This window comes from Xanthomonas sp. WHRI 7065 (assembly GCF_040203115.2).
GTDB classification, from domain to species: Bacteria; Pseudomonadota; Gammaproteobacteria; order Xanthomonadales; family Xanthomonadaceae; genus Xanthomonas; species Xanthomonas arboricola.
The window spans coordinates 3888293-3906220 of record NZ_CP168194.1 but is presented as its reverse complement, the minus strand read 5'-3'; the positions used below and the strand labels follow the sequence as shown (position 1 = coordinate 3906220).

The 17928-nt window shown below is 65.2% G+C and carries 14 protein-coding genes; 13 read left to right on the top strand and 1 reads right to left on the bottom strand.

What is annotated here, in order from left to right; all coding sequences use genetic code 11:
* The first annotated feature begins 13 nt into the window (after positions 1-13).
* The 13 genes from ABQY64_RS16285 to tkt all read left to right on the top strand — a co-directional run bounded on the left by ABQY64_RS16285 (position 14) and on the right by tkt (position 16850).
* Positions 14-1072 carry a pilus assembly protein PilM gene (locus ABQY64_RS16285; RefSeq protein ID WP_039423791.1) on the top strand — a complete coding sequence of 353 codons (1059 nt, stop codon included), beginning with the start codon at positions 14-16 and terminating at the stop codon, positions 1070-1072.
* A complete protein-coding gene (locus ABQY64_RS16280) occupies positions 1072-1845 on the top strand; it encodes a PilN domain-containing protein (protein ID WP_024938131.1) in 774 nt (257 codons plus the stop codon). The genes ABQY64_RS16285 and ABQY64_RS16280 overlap by 1 nt, the downstream gene beginning before the upstream one ends.
* On the top strand, positions 1842-2507 hold the full coding sequence (locus ABQY64_RS16275; protein ID WP_016903585.1) for a type 4a pilus biogenesis protein PilO: 666 nt from the start codon (positions 1842-1844) through the stop codon (positions 2505-2507). The genes ABQY64_RS16280 and ABQY64_RS16275 overlap by 4 nt, the downstream gene beginning before the upstream one ends.
* Positions 2504-3037, top strand: coding sequence for a pilus assembly protein PilP (locus ABQY64_RS16270; protein WP_016903584.1), 534 nt, complete (start codon positions 2504-2506; stop codon positions 3035-3037). The genes ABQY64_RS16275 and ABQY64_RS16270 overlap by 4 nt, the downstream gene beginning before the upstream one ends.
* Positions 3038-3056: 19 nt before the next feature.
* Complete coding sequence (locus ABQY64_RS16265; protein ID WP_349779483.1) at positions 3057-4994, top strand: type IV pilus secretin PilQ family protein; 1938 nt, start codon at positions 3057-3059, stop codon at positions 4992-4994.
* A gap of 310 nt (positions 4995-5304) precedes the next feature.
* Positions 5305-6324 carry a MoxR family ATPase gene (locus tag ABQY64_RS16260; RefSeq protein WP_039525693.1) on the top strand — a complete coding sequence of 340 codons (1020 nt, stop codon included), beginning with the start codon at positions 5305-5307 and terminating at the stop codon, positions 6322-6324.
* 22 nt (positions 6325-6346) lie between these two features.
* Positions 6347-7309 carry a DUF58 domain-containing protein gene (locus ABQY64_RS16255; RefSeq protein WP_349779484.1) on the top strand — a complete coding sequence of 321 codons (963 nt, stop codon included), beginning with the start codon at positions 6347-6349 and terminating at the stop codon, positions 7307-7309.
* Between the two features lie 2 nt (positions 7310-7311).
* Complete coding sequence (locus ABQY64_RS16250) at positions 7312-7773, top strand: DUF4381 domain-containing protein (RefSeq protein WP_349779485.1); 462 nt, start codon at positions 7312-7314, stop codon at positions 7771-7773.
* Positions 7770-8777: a VWA domain-containing protein gene (locus ABQY64_RS16245; protein ID WP_349779486.1), complete on the top strand. Its 1008-nt coding sequence runs from the start codon at positions 7770-7772 to the stop codon at positions 8775-8777. The genes ABQY64_RS16250 and ABQY64_RS16245 overlap by 4 nt, the downstream gene beginning before the upstream one ends.
* Positions 8774-10627, top strand: a complete 1854-nt coding sequence (locus ABQY64_RS16240) for a tetratricopeptide repeat protein (protein ID WP_349779487.1) — start codon at positions 8774-8776, stop codon at positions 10625-10627. The genes ABQY64_RS16245 and ABQY64_RS16240 overlap by 4 nt, the downstream gene beginning before the upstream one ends.
* A complete protein-coding gene (locus ABQY64_RS16235; protein WP_349779488.1) occupies positions 10624-12363 on the top strand; it encodes a BatD family protein in 1740 nt (579 codons plus the stop codon). Before ABQY64_RS16240 ends, ABQY64_RS16235 begins: the two co-directional genes overlap by 4 nt.
* 958 nt (positions 12364-13321) lie before the next feature.
* The gene (locus tag ABQY64_RS16230; RefSeq protein WP_026064592.1) at positions 13322-14602 is read left to right on the top strand and encodes a dicarboxylate/amino acid:cation symporter; all 1281 of its coding nucleotides are present in this window, start codon (positions 13322-13324) and stop codon (positions 14600-14602) included.
* Between the two features lie 247 nt (positions 14603-14849).
* Positions 14850-16850 (top strand): transketolase, encoded by a 2001-nt coding sequence (tkt, locus tag ABQY64_RS16225; protein WP_349779489.1) that lies wholly within the window; start codon positions 14850-14852, stop codon positions 16848-16850.
* 113 nt (positions 16851-16963) lie between these two features.
* Here the strand turns inward: tkt and ABQY64_RS16220 are convergent, their stop codons facing one another.
* The gene (locus ABQY64_RS16220; protein WP_349779490.1) at positions 16964-17905 is read right to left on the bottom strand and encodes an alpha/beta fold hydrolase; all 942 of its coding nucleotides are present in this window, start codon (positions 17903-17905) and stop codon (positions 16964-16966) included.
* Positions 17906-17928 lie beyond the last annotated feature (23 nt).

Sequence of the window (17928 nt, the reverse complement as noted above, 5' to 3'; positions counted from 1 at the left end):
CAGGGGAGTTTCCGTGGGGCTTCTACCCAAGAGTCAATCGCCACTGATTGGTGTCGATATCAGTTCCACTGCGGTCAAGCTCCTGCAGCTGTCGCGCAGCGGGAACCGTTTCCGCGTGGAGCATTACGCGGTGGAACCGTTGCCGCCGAATGCGGTCGTGGAAAAGAACATCGTCGAAGTCGAGGCGGTTGGCGAAGCGATTCGTCGCGCCATCAACCGTTCCGGCAGCAAGGCCAAGAACGCCGCGGCCGCGGTGGCCGGGTCGGCGGTGATCACCAAGCTGATTCCGATGCCGGCTGATCTGGACGACAGCGATCTGGAAGCCCAGGTCGAACTGGAAGCCACCAATTACATTCCGTACCCGATCGAGGAAGTCAATCTCGACTTCGAGGTGCTCGGCCCGATGCCCAACAGCCCGGACATGGTTCAGGTGCTGCTGGCGGCCTCGCGCTCGGAGAATGTGGAACTGCGCCAGTCCGCGCTGGAACTCGGTGGCCTGACCGCCAAGGTCATGGACGTGGAGGCCTTCGCGGTCGAGAACGCCTTCGCCCTGGTCGCCAGCGAGTTGCCGGTGGCCGCCGATGCGGTGGTTGCGCTGGTGGACATCGGCGCGACCATGACCACGCTGAGCGTGTTGCGCTCCGGTCGCAGCCTGTATAGCCGCGAGCAGGTCTTCGGCGGCAAGCAGCTCACCGACGAGGTGATGCGCCGTTACGGGTTGACCTACGAGGAGGCCGGCCTGGCCAAGCGTCAGGGCGGCTTGCCGGAGAGCTACGAGGTCGAAGTGCTGGAGCCGTTCAAGGAGGCGACGGTGCAGCAGATCAGCCGTTTGCTGCAGTTCTTCTACGCGGGCAGCGAATTCAATCGCGTCGACTGCATCGTGCTGGCCGGCGGCTGCGCTGCGCTGTCGCGCCTGCCGGAAATGGTGGAAGAACAGCTCGGCGTGACCACCGTGGTCGCCAACCCGCTCGCGCAGATGACGCTGGGCCCGAAGGTCCAGGCGCATGCGCTGGCGCTGGATGCACCTGCATTGATGATCGCCACCGGCCTGGCCCTGAGGAGCTTTGACTGATGGCAAGAATCAATCTTTTGCCCTGGCGCGCCGAGCGCCGGAAGGCGCGCGAGCGTGAGTTCTATTCGATGCTGGGCTTCGCCGCGTTGGGCGGCGTGCTGCTGTCGGTCCTGATCTGGTTCTACTACGACGCCCAGATCAGCGGCCAGACCGAGCGCAATGCGTTCCTGACCGCCGAGATCGACAAGGTCAAGGCGCAGAACGAAGAGATCAAGGAGCTCGACAAGAAGAAGGACCGCCTGCTCGCCCGCAAGAAGGTGATTGAGGAGCTGCAGGCCAATCGTTCGCAGATGGTGCATCTGTTCGATTCGCTGGTGCGCACCATCCCCGATGGCGTGGCCTTGACCAACATCAAGCAGGACGGCGACATCCTGACCCTGGAAGGGCGTTCGCAGTCCAACGCGCGCGTCAGTACCTATATGCGCAACCTCGAAGGTTCGGGCTGGATGACCAATCCGGACCTGTCGATCATCGAGGCCAAGAGCCAGGACAAGGCCGGGCAGCCTGCGGGACCGTCGATGGACACCAAGACGCTGCCGTACGTGTTCACGCTCAAGGTCAAGCTGGCCAATCCGAACGAGGCCGACAAGAACGGCACCGCACCGGTCGATGCGCAAGCGCCGGGTGCAACGCCAGCCGGTACGGCCCCTGCGGGCGCGCCAGCGGCGGCACCTGCAGCACCTGCGCCTGCCACGTCGCCGGCCGCTGCTCCTGCACCCGTGCAGCCAGCGCCGGCGTCCGCCAATCGGCCGCAGGAGGGGGCGGCGTCATGAGTAAGAAAGCATTCAAGCTCAGCGATCTGGATTTCAACAACATCGGCGGCTGGCCGCAGCAGGCACGCATCGTGTTCTGCGTGGTGGTCGGCCTGTTCATCATGGTGCTGGCCTGGTTCCTGTTGATCAGCGGCAAGCGCGATGAACTCGAAGGCCTGGAAGGCACCGAAACGCAGCTGCGCACCGAGTTCGAGACCCAGCAGGGCCGCGCGGTGAATCTGGAGCCGCTCAAGCAGCAGCTCGCGCAGATGGAACAGGTGCTGCAGCAGATGCTGCGGCAGCTGCCCAGCAAGACCGAAATGCCGGATCTGATCATCGACATCTCGCAGACCGCGCTGTCCAGCGGCCTGTCCAACGAGTTGTTCCAGCCGGGCCCGGAATCGCCGAAGGAGTTCTACGCCGAAAAGCCGATCGCCTTGCGCATGGTGGGCAGTTACCACCAGTTCGGTGCCTTCGTCAGCGGTGTGGCGTCATTGCCGCGCGTGGTGATCCTGACCATGCACGACATCAACCTCAAGCCGAAGGATCCCAAGGCCGGCATCACCCCGCGCGGGGCGCTGGAACTGTCCGGCACGGTCAAGACCTATCGTTATCTGGACGATGAGGAAATGGCCGAGCAGGAGAAGGCTGCGGCCGACGCTGCGAAGAAGGGCGGCCAATGACCACGAAACTGCTCAAGATCCTGTCCTGCGTGGCGCTAATTGCCGTATTGCCGGCGTGTACGCGCGGTGTGACCAGCACACCGGGCGATGCGCCGAACCTGGAAGCCTGGGTCGCCGAAGTGCGCGCACGGCCGGCACCGCCGTTGGAGCCGTTGCCGGTGATGCAGCAGTTCGAGACATTCGAATATGCCGCGCAATCGATGCGCGACCCGTTCAGCGATGCCTGGGTCAGTGCGGAAGGCGGCAACGGCACGCGTCCGGATCCGAACCGGCGCAAGGAACCGCTGGAAGCCTATCCGCTCGACGCCCTCGACATGGTGGGGACCATTGGCGGCGGCTCGGGCCTGGTCGCGCTGGTCATGGCGCCCGACAAGGTGACCTACCGGGTGCGGCCGGGCGTGTATCTGGGACAGAGCGATGGCCGGGTCACCGGGGTCTACGAAGACCGCATCGAGCTGATTGAACTTGTGCCGGACGGTGCGGGCGGATGGCTTGAACGGCCGGCCGCGCTCGCATTGGATGATCAATAAAGTGATAGGGGATAGCACGATGACGTTTTCCAATGCCCGGCGGCTGCGTCCGGTTCGGCGCCACGCGGTATTCCAGGCCTGCGCGATGGGGTTCGCGCTGGCGCTGGCGAGCGGTAGCGCGTTCTCGGCGGCAGCACTGAAGCAGCCTGCGCAGGATCCGGCCAAGACCGCTCCGGCGAGCCTGGCGGTGTCCAAGATCGATTTCAAACGTGGCGAGGATGGCGCTGGCCGTCTGATCCTGCAGTTCGACGGCCAGGGCGCCAGCCCGGATCTGCGTACGCAGGGCGACAACGTGCTGGTCGACATCAGCAACGCGCGCCTGCCCGCCGAACTGCAGCGCCCGCTCAACGTCACCGACTTTGCAACGCCGGTGCAGCGTGTCGAGGTCAAGCCATCCGGCTCGGGGTCGCAACTGGTGCTGTCGACCAAGGGCGCGTTCGATTCGCTGGCCTACCAGACCGGCAACGAATACGTGGTCGAAATCACTCCGCGCAAGGGCCAGCCCGCGGTCGGTGGCGTCAGCGCCGCAGCCGTCACCCAGGCCGCCGCGCAGATCGCTGCGCGCGGTTACAGTGGCCGCCCGGTGACGTTCAACTTCCAGGACGTGCCGGTACGCACCGTGCTGCAGCTGATCGCCGAGGAATCCAACCTCAATATCGTCGCCTCCGACACCGTGCAGGGCAATGTCACGCTGCGCCTGATGAACGTGCCGTGGGACCAGGCGTTGGACATCGTGCTGCGCGCCAAGGGGCTGGACAAGCGCCGCGACGGCGGCGTGGTCTGGGTTGCCCCGCAGCCGGAGCTGGCCAAGTTCGAGCAGGACAAGGAAGACGCCCGCATCGCGATCGAAAACCGCGAGGATCTGATCACCGATTACGTGCAGATCAATTACCACAACGCGGCCGTGATCTTCAAAGCGCTGACGGAGGCCAAGGGGATTGGTGGCGGTGGTGGTGGTCAGGGTGGCGGTCAAGGTGGCCAGCAGGACAATGGATTTTTGTCGCCTCGCGGTCGCCTGGTTGCCGACGAGCGCACCAACACCCTGATGATCAGCGATATTCCGAAGAAGGTCGCGCAGATGCGCGAGCTGATTTCGCATATCGATCGGCCGGTGGATCAGGTGTTGATCGAAAGCCGCATTGTGATCGCGACCGACACGTTCGCGCGTGACCTCGGTGCGCGGTTTGGCATCACTGGTTCAACTGGCCGCGGTATTCTGAGCGGCTCATTGGATAGTAATGTCAATTTCCAGAATACCTCGGCTCAGCGTGCCAATGAACTTGCCAACACGGGCACAAGCACAACGCTAGCGTCGCATCTATTCCCGACTGGGTTGAATGTGGACCTTGGTGCAAGCGGGTTTACTAACAGTAGGGCAGCAGGTTTGGCATATACGCTGCTGGGCTCCAATTTCAATCTCGATATCGAGCTTTCGGCGATGCAAGAGGAGGGGCGTGGCGAGGTTGTTTCAAATCCCAGAATCGTCACTGCCAATCAGCGTGAGGGTGTCATCAAGCAGGGACGGGAAATCGGTTATGTGACAATCAGCGGCGGCGGTGCTGCCGGTTCGGCCGCGCAAGCCAATGTACAGTTCAAGGAAGTGTTGCTTGAGCTGAAAGTCACTCCGACCATTACCAATGACAATCGCGTTTTCTTGAACATGAATGTCAAGAAAGACGAAGTCGCGCGGTTTATCATTCTGGAAGGCTATGGCACCGTGCCGGAAATCAATCGTCGTGAGGTCAACACCGCCGTTTTGGTCGGTGATGGCGAGACGGTGGTAATCGGTGGTGTTTATGAATTTACAGATCGCGAGAGCGTCTCCAAGGTTCCCTTCCTGGGCGACATCCCATTCCTCGGAAATTTGTTCAAGAAACGTGGACGCAGCAAAGAAAAAGCCGAGTTGCTGGTCTTCGTTACCCCCAAGGTGTTACGTGTTGCGAGTGCTACCCCTTGAGAGGGAGCCATGTTGAAAAAAAGGCCGCGAAAGCGGCCTTTTTCCATGGTGAAGCATGTCGTTAAAGGCAGTAGGCGGTTTGGGCCGCCGGCGTGGTCACAAGCAAGCGATATGTTGTCTTGCGTCAAAAACCATCAAGGCCTCTGGACCGTTTCCCCTTGTGGTGTGATCGTGCTGGCCTGATTGCTTTGCCAAGGCGCGATGCCTGCACTCCCTGCTTGTGTGACCTGTTTCATACCCGGAGTCACTGACTGAATGCTCAGGGATGATCGAGTGAACCAATTGCGCTCGAATCGGTCACACTGGGCCTATGAACGCACCGCCGCTGTTGCCCCCAGAAGCCGCTGCCGCGCCCGCCGAGGACCGGTTGCATCGTCAATTCACCCTGCTGCGCGAGTCGCTGGCGCAGCGCATCGTGGGCCAGTCCGCGCTGGTCGAACGATTGCTGATCGCCCTGCTGGCCGATGGGCATCTGCTGGTCGAGGGCGCGCCCGGGCTGGCCAAGACCACCGCGATCCGCGCGCTGGCCTCGCGGCTGGAGGCGGATTTCGCGCGGGTGCAGTTCACCCCTGACTTGCTGCCCTCCGATCTGACCGGCACCGAGATCTGGCGGCCGCAGGACAGCCGGTTCGAGTTCATGCCCGGGCCGATCTTCCATCCGATCCTGCTGGCCGACGAGATCAATCGTGCACCGGCCAAGGTGCAGTCGGCACTGCTGGAGGCGATGGGCGAGCGCCAGGTCACCGTCGGGCGGCACACCTATGCGCTGCCGCAGCTGTTCCTGGTGATGGCCACGCAGAACCCGATCGAGCAGGAGGGCACCTTCCCGTTGCCCGAGGCGCAGCTGGATCGCTTCCTGATGCACGTGCGTATCGGCTATCCACAGGCCGATGCCGAGGCGGAGATCCTGCGTCTGGCACGTGAGGCCGCGCGCGACACCCTGGAAAAGCACGAGACGGTACCCGACAAGATCCCGCTGGAAGATGTCTTTGCCGCGCGTCGGGTGGTACTGGACGTGCATCTGGCGCCGCAGCTGGAGCGCTACCTGATCGAGATCGTGCTCGCGTCGCGCGATGCCCAGCGCTACGACCCGGCACTGGCGCGGCGGATTGCCTGGGGCGCGAGCCCGCGCGGGTCGATCGCACTGGAGCGCTGCGCACGGGCGCGTGCATGGCTGGCCGGGCGCGACTACGTGACCCCGGACGATATCCGCGCAATCGCACCGGATGTGCTGCGTCATCGCGTGCTGCCCAGCTACGAAGCCACTGCCGAAGGCTGGGATGGCGAGCGCCTGGTCGCCGCCTTGCTGGAAAAGATTCCGCTGCCCTGATCGGGTAGCGTGTCGCCGAGGTATGCCGTCCTCTGACCAGAATCCGATGTCTTCGATGCCGTCTTCTTCCCCTGTCACCGCTCCGGCGTCGATCGCCGGCGATGGGCTGCGGCCGACGCTGGCGGAGCTGATCGCGCTGCGCGGCACCGCGACCCATCGCGGGCAACCAGGGCGTGGTCGCCATGGGCTGGTCGGGCCGGTGCCGGCGGCAACGCGTGGGCGCGGGATGGAATACGCCGAGTCGCGCGAGTACGTGGCCGGCGACGATGCGCGGCATATCGACTGGCGCGTCACCGCGCGTACCGGGCGCGCGCACACCAAATTGTTCCAGGCCGAGCGCGAACGCTTGAGCCTGATTGTGGCCGATACCTCGCCGGCGCTCTTCTTCGGTACGCGGATGCGCTACAAATCGGTGCAGGCCGCACGTGCCGGCGCGATCGCGGCGTGGCTGGCGCAGCGGCAGGGCGACCGGATCGCCGCGCTGCGTGGCACTGCCAGCGAGGCGCCGATTGCACCGCGCTCGGGTCAACGCGGCGTATTGCCGGTGCTGGATGCGTTGGCGCGCTGGTACACGCAGCCGCCGTCCGGCGATGCGGGCCTGGAGGTGGCACTGGACCATGCCGCGCGGTTGCTGCGCCCGGGTGCGCGGCTGACCGTACTGGCCGATGCGCGCAGCGCCAGCAGGATTTCTGCCACGCGCTGGTCGGGCCTGGCCTTGCATCACGAGGTGGTGGTGATCGTGCTGGTCGACCCGCTGGAGCTGGCGCCGCCGGCCCGCGCACTCAGCTTCGATGTGCGCGGCGAGCGCATTGCGATCGATCTGTCCACGCAGGCCGGACGTGCGCGTTGGCAGGCCGAATTCGTGGCGCCGCTGGAACAATTGACCGCGGTCCTGCAGTCACGCGGTGTGCGCTTGCATCGCCTGTCCACCGACGATGCCAGCGATGCCTGGTTGGGCGGCAGTGCCGCCGTGCGGAGTCGATGACGATGTCGCCGCAATCGCTGCCGCTACGCGATGTCCATCTGCCGCCGTCGCCGTCGTGGTGGCCGCTGGCGCTGGGCTGGTGGCTGGTGATCGCGGCAGTGGTCCTGGTGCTTGGCAGCGCATGGTGGTGGTGGCGTCGCCGTCGTCAGCAGCAGCGGCGCTGGCTGGCGGCATTCGATGCCGAGCTGCAGCGCGCAACGACTCCCGCACAGCGTCTGGCCGCGTTGTCGGTGTTGTTGCGACGCGCAGCGCGCAGCGTCGATGCGCAGGCCGACCGGCTGCAGGGCGAGGCATGGCTGCAGTTCCTGGACGGGCGCAAAAGCAAGACGCAGGCCTTTTCGCAGGGACCGGGGCGCGCGCTGCTGGACGGCGGGTTTCAACGCACGCCGGCGGTGACCGATCTGGATGCGGTGCAAGCGCTGGCGCGGCAGCGTTTTCTGGGTCTGATGCGAGGCCGGCGATGAACTGGCTGCAATGGTCGCAGTGGCAGGATGCGCTGGCGCACTGCGCATGGCCGTGGGCATGGTGGTTGATGCCGCTGCCGTTGCTGATGTGGTTCTGGCCGCAGCGCAGCGCCGATACCGCGGCGCTGCGCGTGCCTTATGCCGATCAACTGCATGCAGTTGCACAGGCAAACAGCGCACCCGCACTGCGGGTGCCGCGCTGGCTTGCCTGGCTGGGCTGGTTTTTCCTGTGCGCGGCGCTTGCGCGCCCGCAACAATTGGGCGATGTGATCCAGCCGCCGCGCGAGGCACGGCAGATGATGCTGGCGGTGGATCTGTCCGGCAGCATGAGCGAGCCGGACATGGTGCTCGGCGGCAATGTGGTGGATCGCCTGACCGCCGCCAAGGCGGTGTTGTCGGACTTTCTGGATCGTCGCGACGGCGATCGGGTCGGCTTGCTGGTGTTCGGTCAGCGCGCGTACGCGTTGACGCCGTTGACCGCCGACCTGACCTCCGTGCGCGACCAGTTGGCCGACAGCGTGGTGGGACTGGCCGGGCGCGAGACGGCGATCGGCGATGCGATCGCGTTGTCGGTCAAACGGCTGCGCGAGCAGAAGCAGGGCCAGCGCGTGGTGGTGTTGCTCACCGACGGCGTCAACACCGCCGGCGTGCTCAATCCGCTCAAGGCCGCTGAGCTCGCCAAGGCCGAAGGCGTGCGCGTGCATACGATCGCCTTCGGCGGCAACGGCGGCTATTCGTTGTTCGGCGTGCCGATTCCGGCCACGGGCAACGACGATATCGACGAAGACGGCTTGCGCAAGATCGCCGCGCAAACCGGTGGACGCTTTTTCCGTGCCCGCGATACCGAAGAACTGGCCGGCATCTATGCCGAACTGGATCGGCTGGAGCCGGTCAAGGCGCTCGGCCCCTCGGTGCAGCCGCGCGTGGAACGCTATTACTGGCCATTGGGTGCCGCCATCGTGCTTGCGCTGCTGGCTTATGTGTTGCCGCGGAGATGGCGATGAATGCGCTGACCGAACTGGCTGGCTGGCTGCAGTCGTTGCATCTGCTGCGCCCGGGGTTGCTGGGGGCGCTGCTGGCGATCGTGCCGGCGGCAGTGTTGTGGCAGTTGCGTCGGCGCGATGTGGACGTGTGGCGGCAAAGCGTGGATGCGCATCTGTTGCCGACCTTGCTGGTGTCCGGCAGTCGGCGTGGATGGCTGGGATTTGTGCTGGCTGCGCTGACCTATGCGCTGGCGGTGCTGGCGATGACCGGGCCGAGCTGGCGGCAGACCGAGCGGCCTGTGTATCACTCCAGCATGCCGCTGGTGGTGGCGCTGGACCTGTCCTCCAGCATCACCGCCAACGACCTGCCGCCATCGCGTCTGCTGCAGGCGCGGGCCAAGTTGGCCGCGTTGTTGCGCAAGCGGGCCGGTGGCGAAGTCGCATTGCTGGTCTATGCGGGCGAGAGTTTCACCGTTGCGCCGTTGACCGAAGACACCGCTAACGTGGCGTTGTTTCTGGATGCGCTGTCGCCATCGGTGATGCCGGTGGACGGCAAGCGCGCCGATGCGGCGATCGACGCGGCCACGCAGTTGCTGCTGCAGGCGGGCTTCAAGCAAGGCGACATCCTGCTGGTCAGCGACAGCGCCGATCGTGCGGCCGGAAGTTCCGCACGGTTGGCGCGCTCGCGTGGATTCAGCGTGTCCGCGCTCGGCGTGGGGAGCACGCGCGGCGCGGCCTATCGCACCACGACCGGTGAGATTGCGCAGACAAAACTGGATGAAGGCAGCCTGCGCGATCTTGCCGGGCAGGGCGGTGGTCGCTATGCGCGCATCACCGCTGACGATGCGGACCTGCGTGCACTGGGCGTGCTCGACCCGGCGCAACAGCCGCTGGCCGATGAAGCTGCCGAGTCCACCGGCGGCAAGACCTGGCTGGACGAGGGCTACTGGCTGCTGCTGCCGGTGATGCTGTTGGCACTGCTGGCGTTCCGGCGGCGTACGGTTGTGGCGATCCTGGCCCTGGTGTGCGTGTTGCCATTGGCCCAACCCGCGCATGCTGCCGACGGCACCTTGTGGCAACGCGCCGATCAGGTGCAGCAGCAACGCCTGGATGCCGGCGTGCAGGCGTATCGCAAGGGTGATTTCGCCGCGGCACAAAAAGCCTTCGAAAATGTGCCCACCGATGAGGGTCTGTACAACCTCGGCAACGCGCTGGCCAGGCAGGGCCAGTACGACGAAGCGATTGCCGCTTACGACCGGGCGATCAAGCAACATCCGGATCAGCCCGACGCCATCGCCAATCGTGCGGCGGTGGAGGCGGCGCGTAAGCGCCAGCAGCAGAACAATAAAGACGGCAAGGGCAAGGACGGCAAGGGCCAGTCCGACGACCAGAAGCAATCCGGTCAGAACGGCTCCGGCCAGAATCAGTCCGGACAGAACAAGCAGAACGATCCAAAGCCCGGCCAGGACGGACAAGGCAAGCAGGATGCGCAAGGCAAACAGGACGGCAAGGATCAGCCGCCTACGCAGGCGCCGCAGGACGCAGCCTCGCAGAGCCAGCAGTCCAAAAACGGCCAGGGCGAGCAGAGCAAGCAGGACGCAGCGCCGCAATCGGCCGACGCCAAGGCGCAGCAGCAGGCCGATGCCGCGCAGCGGCAAAAGATGCAGCAGGCGATGGCGCAGGCTGGCGACAAGAGCGCCGATGCAAATGGCAAGCAGGCCGCTGCGGCAACGGCGAACGAAACGCCGGAGCAACGCGAGCAACGTCAGGCGGTGGATGCCTGGTTGCGGCGGGTGCCGGATGATCCGGGTAGCTTGCTGCGCACCAAATTCAGGCTGGAACACGAACGCAGGCAACGGGACGGACGATGATCGGCACACACCATTTGCGCCGCGCGGCGATCGGCATGTTGGCCAGCGTGATGCTGCTCACCTGTGCACCGGTGGGTGCCGTCACGCGCGCGTGGCTGGACCGCGACAGCGCCGATGCCGGCGACGTAGTGATGTTGAATATCGAAACCGATCAACGCGGTGTCGATCCGGATTACACGCCGTTGCGCAACGACTTCGCGCTGGGGGCCAAGAGCGCCAACCAGCAGATGCAGGTGACCAATGGGTCGGTGACGGTGCGCGCGCTGTTCGGCGTGGTGCTGACGCCGCGCAAGAGCGGCGAGCTGATCGTGCCGGCGATCCGCGTGGGTAACGAGCGCACCGAACCGTTGCGGTTGCAGGTGGGCGCGTCGGCAAGCGATGCCGGCAGTAGCGCGCCCGGCGCAGCAGCGGCGGCGCAAGGCAACGAGGATGCCTTTGTGCAGACGCAGGTGGACGATCCGCAGCCCTATGTGCAGCAAAGTGTGGGCGTAGTGGTGCGGCTGTATTTCGCCACGCAGCTGGCGTCCGGCGAGCTGGATCTGGAAGCGCCCGATGGTGCATCGCTGCAGCGCATCGGCGACGACGTCAGTTCGGTCAAGGTACTCAATAACCGCCAATACAACGTGGTCGAGCGGCGCTATCTGCTGGTGCCCGAGCGCAGCGGCCGGCTGGTGTTGCCGTCGGCGCGCTTCAATGGCCGCTCGGTCGGCGGCTTCTTCGACGACTATTTCGGTCGTGGCAATGGCGAGCTGAGCGCGCGTAGTGCCAGCATCCCACTGCAGGTGCGCGCACAACCAGCCAACGCGCCGCAGCCGTGGTTGCCGCTGCGCAGCCTGCAGTTGCGGTATACGACCACGCCGCAGCGCGCCACCGCCGGTGAAGCGGCCCAGATCGTGGTGGAGGCCAGCGCACGTGGCGCCACCCAGGCGCAGTTCCCGGAATTGCCGACCCCGAGCGTGCCCGACGCGCAGGTGTTCGCCGAGCCGCCGCAATACGAAGAACGCTTCGTGGATGGCTCGCCGCAGCTGCGGCTGACCCGCCGTTATTCGATCGTGCCCAATCGCGCCGGTCCGCTGGTGGTGCCCGGCTTGCAGGTGGCATGGTGGGATGTGGGCGCGGCGGCAGCCAAGACCGCGGCGTTGCCGGACCTTACGCTGGATGTGGCGGCAGGCAGCGGTGCGTTTGCGGCGCCCGCGCCGGCGCCAACGCCTGCAGCTAGTCCATCACCGGATAACGCTGCGCCAACCGCTGCGGCCGGCACGCTGAGTCTGCAGCAGGCTGCGGCCACGCAACGGCCATGGGGCTGGATCGCTGCGGCGATCGGCTTTGCGCTGCTGTGGATTGCCACACTGGTGTGGGCCTTGTTACGGCGTCGCGGCGGTTCGCACGGCGCGCCGGTGATCAACACCAGCGATGCAGCTGCGCCCGGCCGGCGTGTGACGCACGGTGTGGCCGAGCTGCGACGTGCGCTCGATACCGGCGGCATGGACGACGTGGCCGCGGTGCTGTGCGGCATGGCCGGCGTTGCCGATATCGACAGCGTGCTGGCAGCGTTGAGAGACCCGGCGCAGCGGGCAGCGGTGGCGCAGATGCAGCGCGCTCGCTGGGGCGGCGATGGCGACGTGACCAGTGCACGTTCGGCCTTGCGCGAGGCCTTTGCCAAGGGCCCGCGTTGGCGGCATGCCACGGCTGCGGAGCCGGAGGTCTTGGCGCCGCTGTATCCGCCGGCGCCTTGATCGGTTTCGCTGCGTCGGAAGTTGCTGACTGGGTCTAGATGATCACCATGTCCTGTCCGGCTTTGACGGATTGATCCCAGTTGCACCTGGTTGTTCACCTGTGCTGCTTAAAACAAGGCGTTGGGTCTGCGACCTGGCTGCAGGGCCCTTGCCCGCCCACCCTCGCGGGACACGCCGCAAGTACGTCCCTGTAGGCTCTTACGCGGCATCCATGCCGCGTAAGGTCCCGCGACGGTGAGCGGGCAAGGACCAGTCGGGATGGTCGGTGTGACTGGTTGCAAGCAGGGCATGATGCGCTTGGATAGTGTGGAGAGATCAGTGGCAGAGCGACGGATCTGCGACTTCGCTGCAGGGCCCTTGCCCGCCCACCCTCGCGGGACACGCCGCAAGTACGTCCTTGTAGGCTCTTACGCGGCATCCATGCCGCGTAAGGTCCCGCGACGGTGAGCGGGCAAGGACCCGTCGAGATGGTCGGTGCGGTTGGTTGCAAGCAGAGCATGATGCGCTTGGATAGTGTGGAGAGATCAGTGGCAGAGCGACGGATCTGCGACTTCGCTGCAAGGCCCTTACCCGCCCACCCTCGCGGGACACGCCGCAAGTACGTCCTTGTAGGCTCTTACGCAGCATCCATGCCGCGTAAGGTCCCGCGACGGTGGCCGGGCAAGGGCCAGTCGGGATGGTCGGTGTGCATGGTTGCAAGCAAGAACTCAAGAACGGGTCCCATGGCGTGTTCCCAAAGCGGTTGGGCATCGTGCGCCCGGTCCAGGCGGCTCACGCATCCGCTTTGCCTGCCCTACGATGAGCGCGCCAGACGTATTGAGCGCTCCAGCGCCCGTATCGGCTGACGTGGGAGCTACACCTACCCTCGGGCAGGCGCACCGCGGCAGGCCGGGTAGGTGGCCGCGTCGATGGCGTTTGTTAAGCTCCGGGGCTTGTGTCCAGATCAAGGCCCGACCAGATGACTGCATCCCCCGCCGCACGCCGCCCGGGCCTGCCCCTGCATTGGAAGATGGGCATTGGCTTCGCCGTCGGTCTGCTGCTGGGTCTGGCCGTCTACTACCTGGCCGGCAGCGATGCCGACTGGGTGCGCGTGGTCACCAAATACGTCACCACGCCGTTCTCGCAGATCTTCCTCAATCTGATCTTCATGCTGATCGTGCCGCTGCTGTTTTCGGCATTGGTGATGGGCATTTCCGAAATGGGCGACATCCGTGCGCTCGGGCGCGTGGGGTGGCGCACCCTGGGCTACACCGTCGTGCTGTCCGGCGTGGCGGTGTTGCTGGGGCTGGTGCTGGTGAATGTGCTCAAGCCTGGTGCCGGCGTGGACCCGCAGCTGGCCAACCAGTTGATCCAGCAGAACGCCGAGCGCACCCGCGAGATCATCTCCAGCTCCGGCACCCAGCCGCAGGGCATGGACATGCTGTTGTCGATCGTGCCCAGCAACGTGATCGCGGCAGCGTCCAGCAACGGCGCGATCCTGTCGCTGATGTTCTTTGCGGTGATGTTCGGCGTTGGCATGGTGCTGACCGCCGACGAAAAAGTGGCCACGCTCAAGCGCGGCATCGAGGGCATCTTCGAAATCTCGATGACCCTGATCGGCTTGGTGATCCGCCTGGCGCCGTATGCGGTGGCCTGTTTCATGTTCAATCTGGCCGCGCTGTTCGGCTTCGATCTGCTGATCCGCCTGGGCGCTTATGTGGGCGTGGTGGTGCTGGCGCTGGGCCTGCACATGGTGGTGAGTTATGGGCTGGCAGTGAAGTTCGCCGGGCGCTCGCCGATCGGCTTCTTCAAGCAGACCCAGGAGGCCACGATGATGGCGTTCTCCACCGCCTCCAGTAACGCGACCCTGCCGACCGCCCTGCGCGTGGCCGACGAGATGGGCCTGCCGCCGCGGGTGTCGCGTTTTGTGCTGACCGTGGGCGCCACCGCCAACCAGAACGGCACCGCCCTGTTCGAAGGGGTGACGGTGATCTTCCTGGCGCAGTTCTTCAACGTGGACCTGAGCATCGGCCAGCAGTTCATGGTGATGCTGGTCTGCATCCTGGGTGGCATCGGCACCGCCGGCGTGCCGTCCGGCTCGCTGCCGGTGGTGGCGCTGATCTGCGCGATGGTCGGGGTCAACCCGGTCGGCATCGGCATGATCCTGGGCGTCAATCATTTCCTGGATATGTGCCGGACGGCGCTGAACGTGACCGGCGATCTGGCGCTGACGACCTTGGTTGCCAAGGGCGAGGAGTAGGGAGTCGGGATTGGGGATTCGTCACAACGGGCTGCTGCGATCGTCAGGCGCCAGGTCGGGTCTTGCGCTGTTGCGGCGGTGTCCGGCACTGGTTGCATCGCTGTCCAGCGGAGGAGGCTGCCTAAGGTCGGCTCTGGCTTCACCAATCCCGAATCCCGACTCCCCAATCCCAGCCCCCTAACGCGCTCTGTGGGAGAATAAGCGGCTCCGCTTCCAGCGGTGTTCCCCTCCGCTTCCATAGACGCCCATGACCCAGCCCACCCGCCGCCAGCTGGCCAACGCCATCCGTTTTCTCGCCGCCGATGCGGTCGAAGCCGCCAAATCCGGCCATCCCGGCATGCCGATGGGCATGGCCGATATCGCCGAAGTGCTGTGGAACGATTTCTTCCGGCACAACCCGAACAACCCGCAGTGGTTCAACCGCGACCGTTTCGTGCTGTCCAACGGCCACGGCTCGATGCTGCAGTACGCGCTGCTGCACCTGTCCGGCTACGACCTGCCGATCGAGCAGCTCAAGCAGTTCCGTCAGCTGCACAGCAAGACCGCGGGTCACCCCGAGCGCAGCGAAACCCCCGGCGTGGAGACCACTACCGGCCCGCTCGGGCAGGGCTTCGCCAATGCGGTCGGGTTCGCGCTGGCCGAGAAGTTGCTGGCGCAGCGCTACAACCGCCCGGAGCTGGAAATCGTCGACCACCGTACCTGGGTGTTCATGGGCGATGGCTGCATGATGGAAGGCATTTCCCATGAAGCCGCCTCGCTGGCCGGTACCTGGGGCCTGGGCAAGCTGGTCGCGTTCTGGGACAACAACCAGATCTCCATCGACGGCAACACCGCCGGCTGGTTCAGCGACAACACCCCAGAGCGCTTCGAGGCCTATGGCTGGCATGTGATCCGCGATGTGGACGGACACGACGCCGAGAAGATCAAGGCTGCCATCGAGACCGCGCTGGAGAACACCGACAAGCCCACGCTGATCTGCTGCCGCACCAAGATCGGCTTCGGCGCACCGAGCAAGGCCGGCAAGGAATCCTCGCACGGCGCACCGCTGGGCAAGGAAGAACTCGAGGGTGCCCGCAAGGCGCTGGAGTGGCCGTACGGCCCCTTCGAGATTCCCGAAGAGATCTACGCCGGCTGGCGCGCAGGTGGCACCGGCACCCTGCGCCAGGCCGAGTGGGAGCAGCTGTTCGACAAGTACGGCAAGCAGTACGCGGCCGAAGCTGCCGAGCTGACCCGCCGCTCGCACGGCGAGCTGCCGGCCGACTTCATCGCCCAGGCCGATGCCTATATCGCCAAGGCGCAGCAGGACGGCCAGACCATCGCCTCGCGCAAGGCCTCGCAGCTGGCGATCGAAGCGTTCGCGCCGTTGTTGCCCGAATTGATCGGCGGTTCGGCCGATCTGGCGCATTCCAACCTGACCTTGTGGAAGGCCAGCAAGTCGGTGGCCACCGATGATCCGGATGCCAACTACGTCTATTACGGCGTGCGCGAGTTCGGCATGACCGCCATCGCCAACGGCCTGGCGCTGCATGGCGGCTTCATTCCGTTCGACGCCACCTTCCTGGTGTTCAGCGATTACGCGCGCAACGGCGTGCGCATGAGCGCGTTGAATCCGGCCCATGCCATCCACGTGTACACGCATGACTCGATCGGCCTGGGCGAGGACGGCCCGACCCATCAGCCGGTGGAACACCTGGCCTCGCTGCGCTACATCCCCAACAACGATGTGTGGCGCCCGGGCGATGCGGTGGAATCGGCGGTGAGCTGGAAGGCCGCCATCACCCGCAAGGACGGCCCGAGCTGCCTGGTGTTCAGTCGCCAGAACCTGCAGCACCAGCCGCGCAGCGACGCGCAGCTCAAGCTGATCGAGCGCGGCGGTTATGTGCTGGCCGATGCCGAAGGCGGTACGCCCGACGTGATCCTGATCGCCACCGGTTCGGAAGTCGGGCTGGCGGTGGAAGCCAAGCAGACCCTGGACGCGGCCGGGCTGAAGACGCGCGTGGTGTCGATGCCGTCGACCGATGTGTTCGATCGCCAGGATGCGGCCTATCGCGAGTCGGTGCTGCCCAATGCGGTGCGCAAGCGCGTGGCGGTGGAAGCGGGCGTGACCGGCTTCTGGCGCAAGTACGTGGGCCTGGATGGTGATGTGGTCGGTATCGATACCTTCGGTGCCTCGGCACCGGCGGATCAGCTGTATGCGTACTTCAAGATCACCGCCGAGCATGTGGTTGCGGCAGCCAAGACGCTGTAACGCCTTGCGTGGTGCCTGAAAGAAAAAGCCGGCGAAAGCCGGCTTTTTTGTTGGATCTCGTGATCAATGCGCGATGTGCGGTACTTCATCATTCAACGAGCGCGTTGCGTGTTTCAGCGTGCGTCGTTGGCCATCGCCGCTGCGCGGATTCTGGTCAGCACTTTCAGCTGTGCGTCCATCATCGGCGGGTTGGGGTCGTGCCCGGTGCGTGGCAGCAGCAGGAATTCCTTGCTCGGTGCAGAAAGTCCATCGAAATAGGCTTTGCTGATCTGCGCCGGCGTGACCAGATCCTGTTCGCCCTGAATCAGATAGACCGGCATGGCGAACTGCGGCCCGAGTTTGCGCAGGTCGATCTGCGGGCCCATGCCGTCGCCTGCCAGCCCGACGAACTGCAGGAAGGAATAGTCTTCTCCGGCCTCATAGGCTGCACGGTAGTCGGGCGTGTCGTACTCCGCTGCGAAGGTGAACCAGTCTTCCGGTGCCGGGTCGGTGCTCAAGGCTTCGTACTTGCGTGTCAGGCGCCTCAGGACTCCGAAGTTGCGCGGGTTGGTCCATGGCGGCGGGCCGATCGTATCCAGCTTGCCGATCGCATCCGCATCGCTGGCTGCGCGGGCCAGACTCAGCGTCTTGGCGTAACTGGCCGCCATATCGTCCTGGTAATTGACCAGTTGCGCTGTACCGACATACGCATGGAACAGACTGGGATTTGCCTTGGCGATAGTGACCGACAGTGCCGAGCCCCACGATCCGCCCATCAGGATGAGCTTGGGTTTCCCCAGCCGTTGCATGGCATAGCGCGCAACCGCGCTACCGTCCTGGGTCAGCCGCTGCATGGTCAGCGTCTCGCCGTCGGCAGGTTTGCTTGCCGCGTAGGTCTTGCCAGAGCCGCGCTGATCCCACTGCACGATGGTGAAGTCGCGCGTCCAGCTGCCGAACAGGCGATGCGCGAACGGCGTGTTGGGGTTGCCCGGCCCGCCATGGACGATCAGCACCACCGGATTGCGGCAGTCCTGACCTTCGATCGTGACCCATTGCTGGATGCCTCCGATCTGCACGAGACCTGCCTCGTGCACGGCGT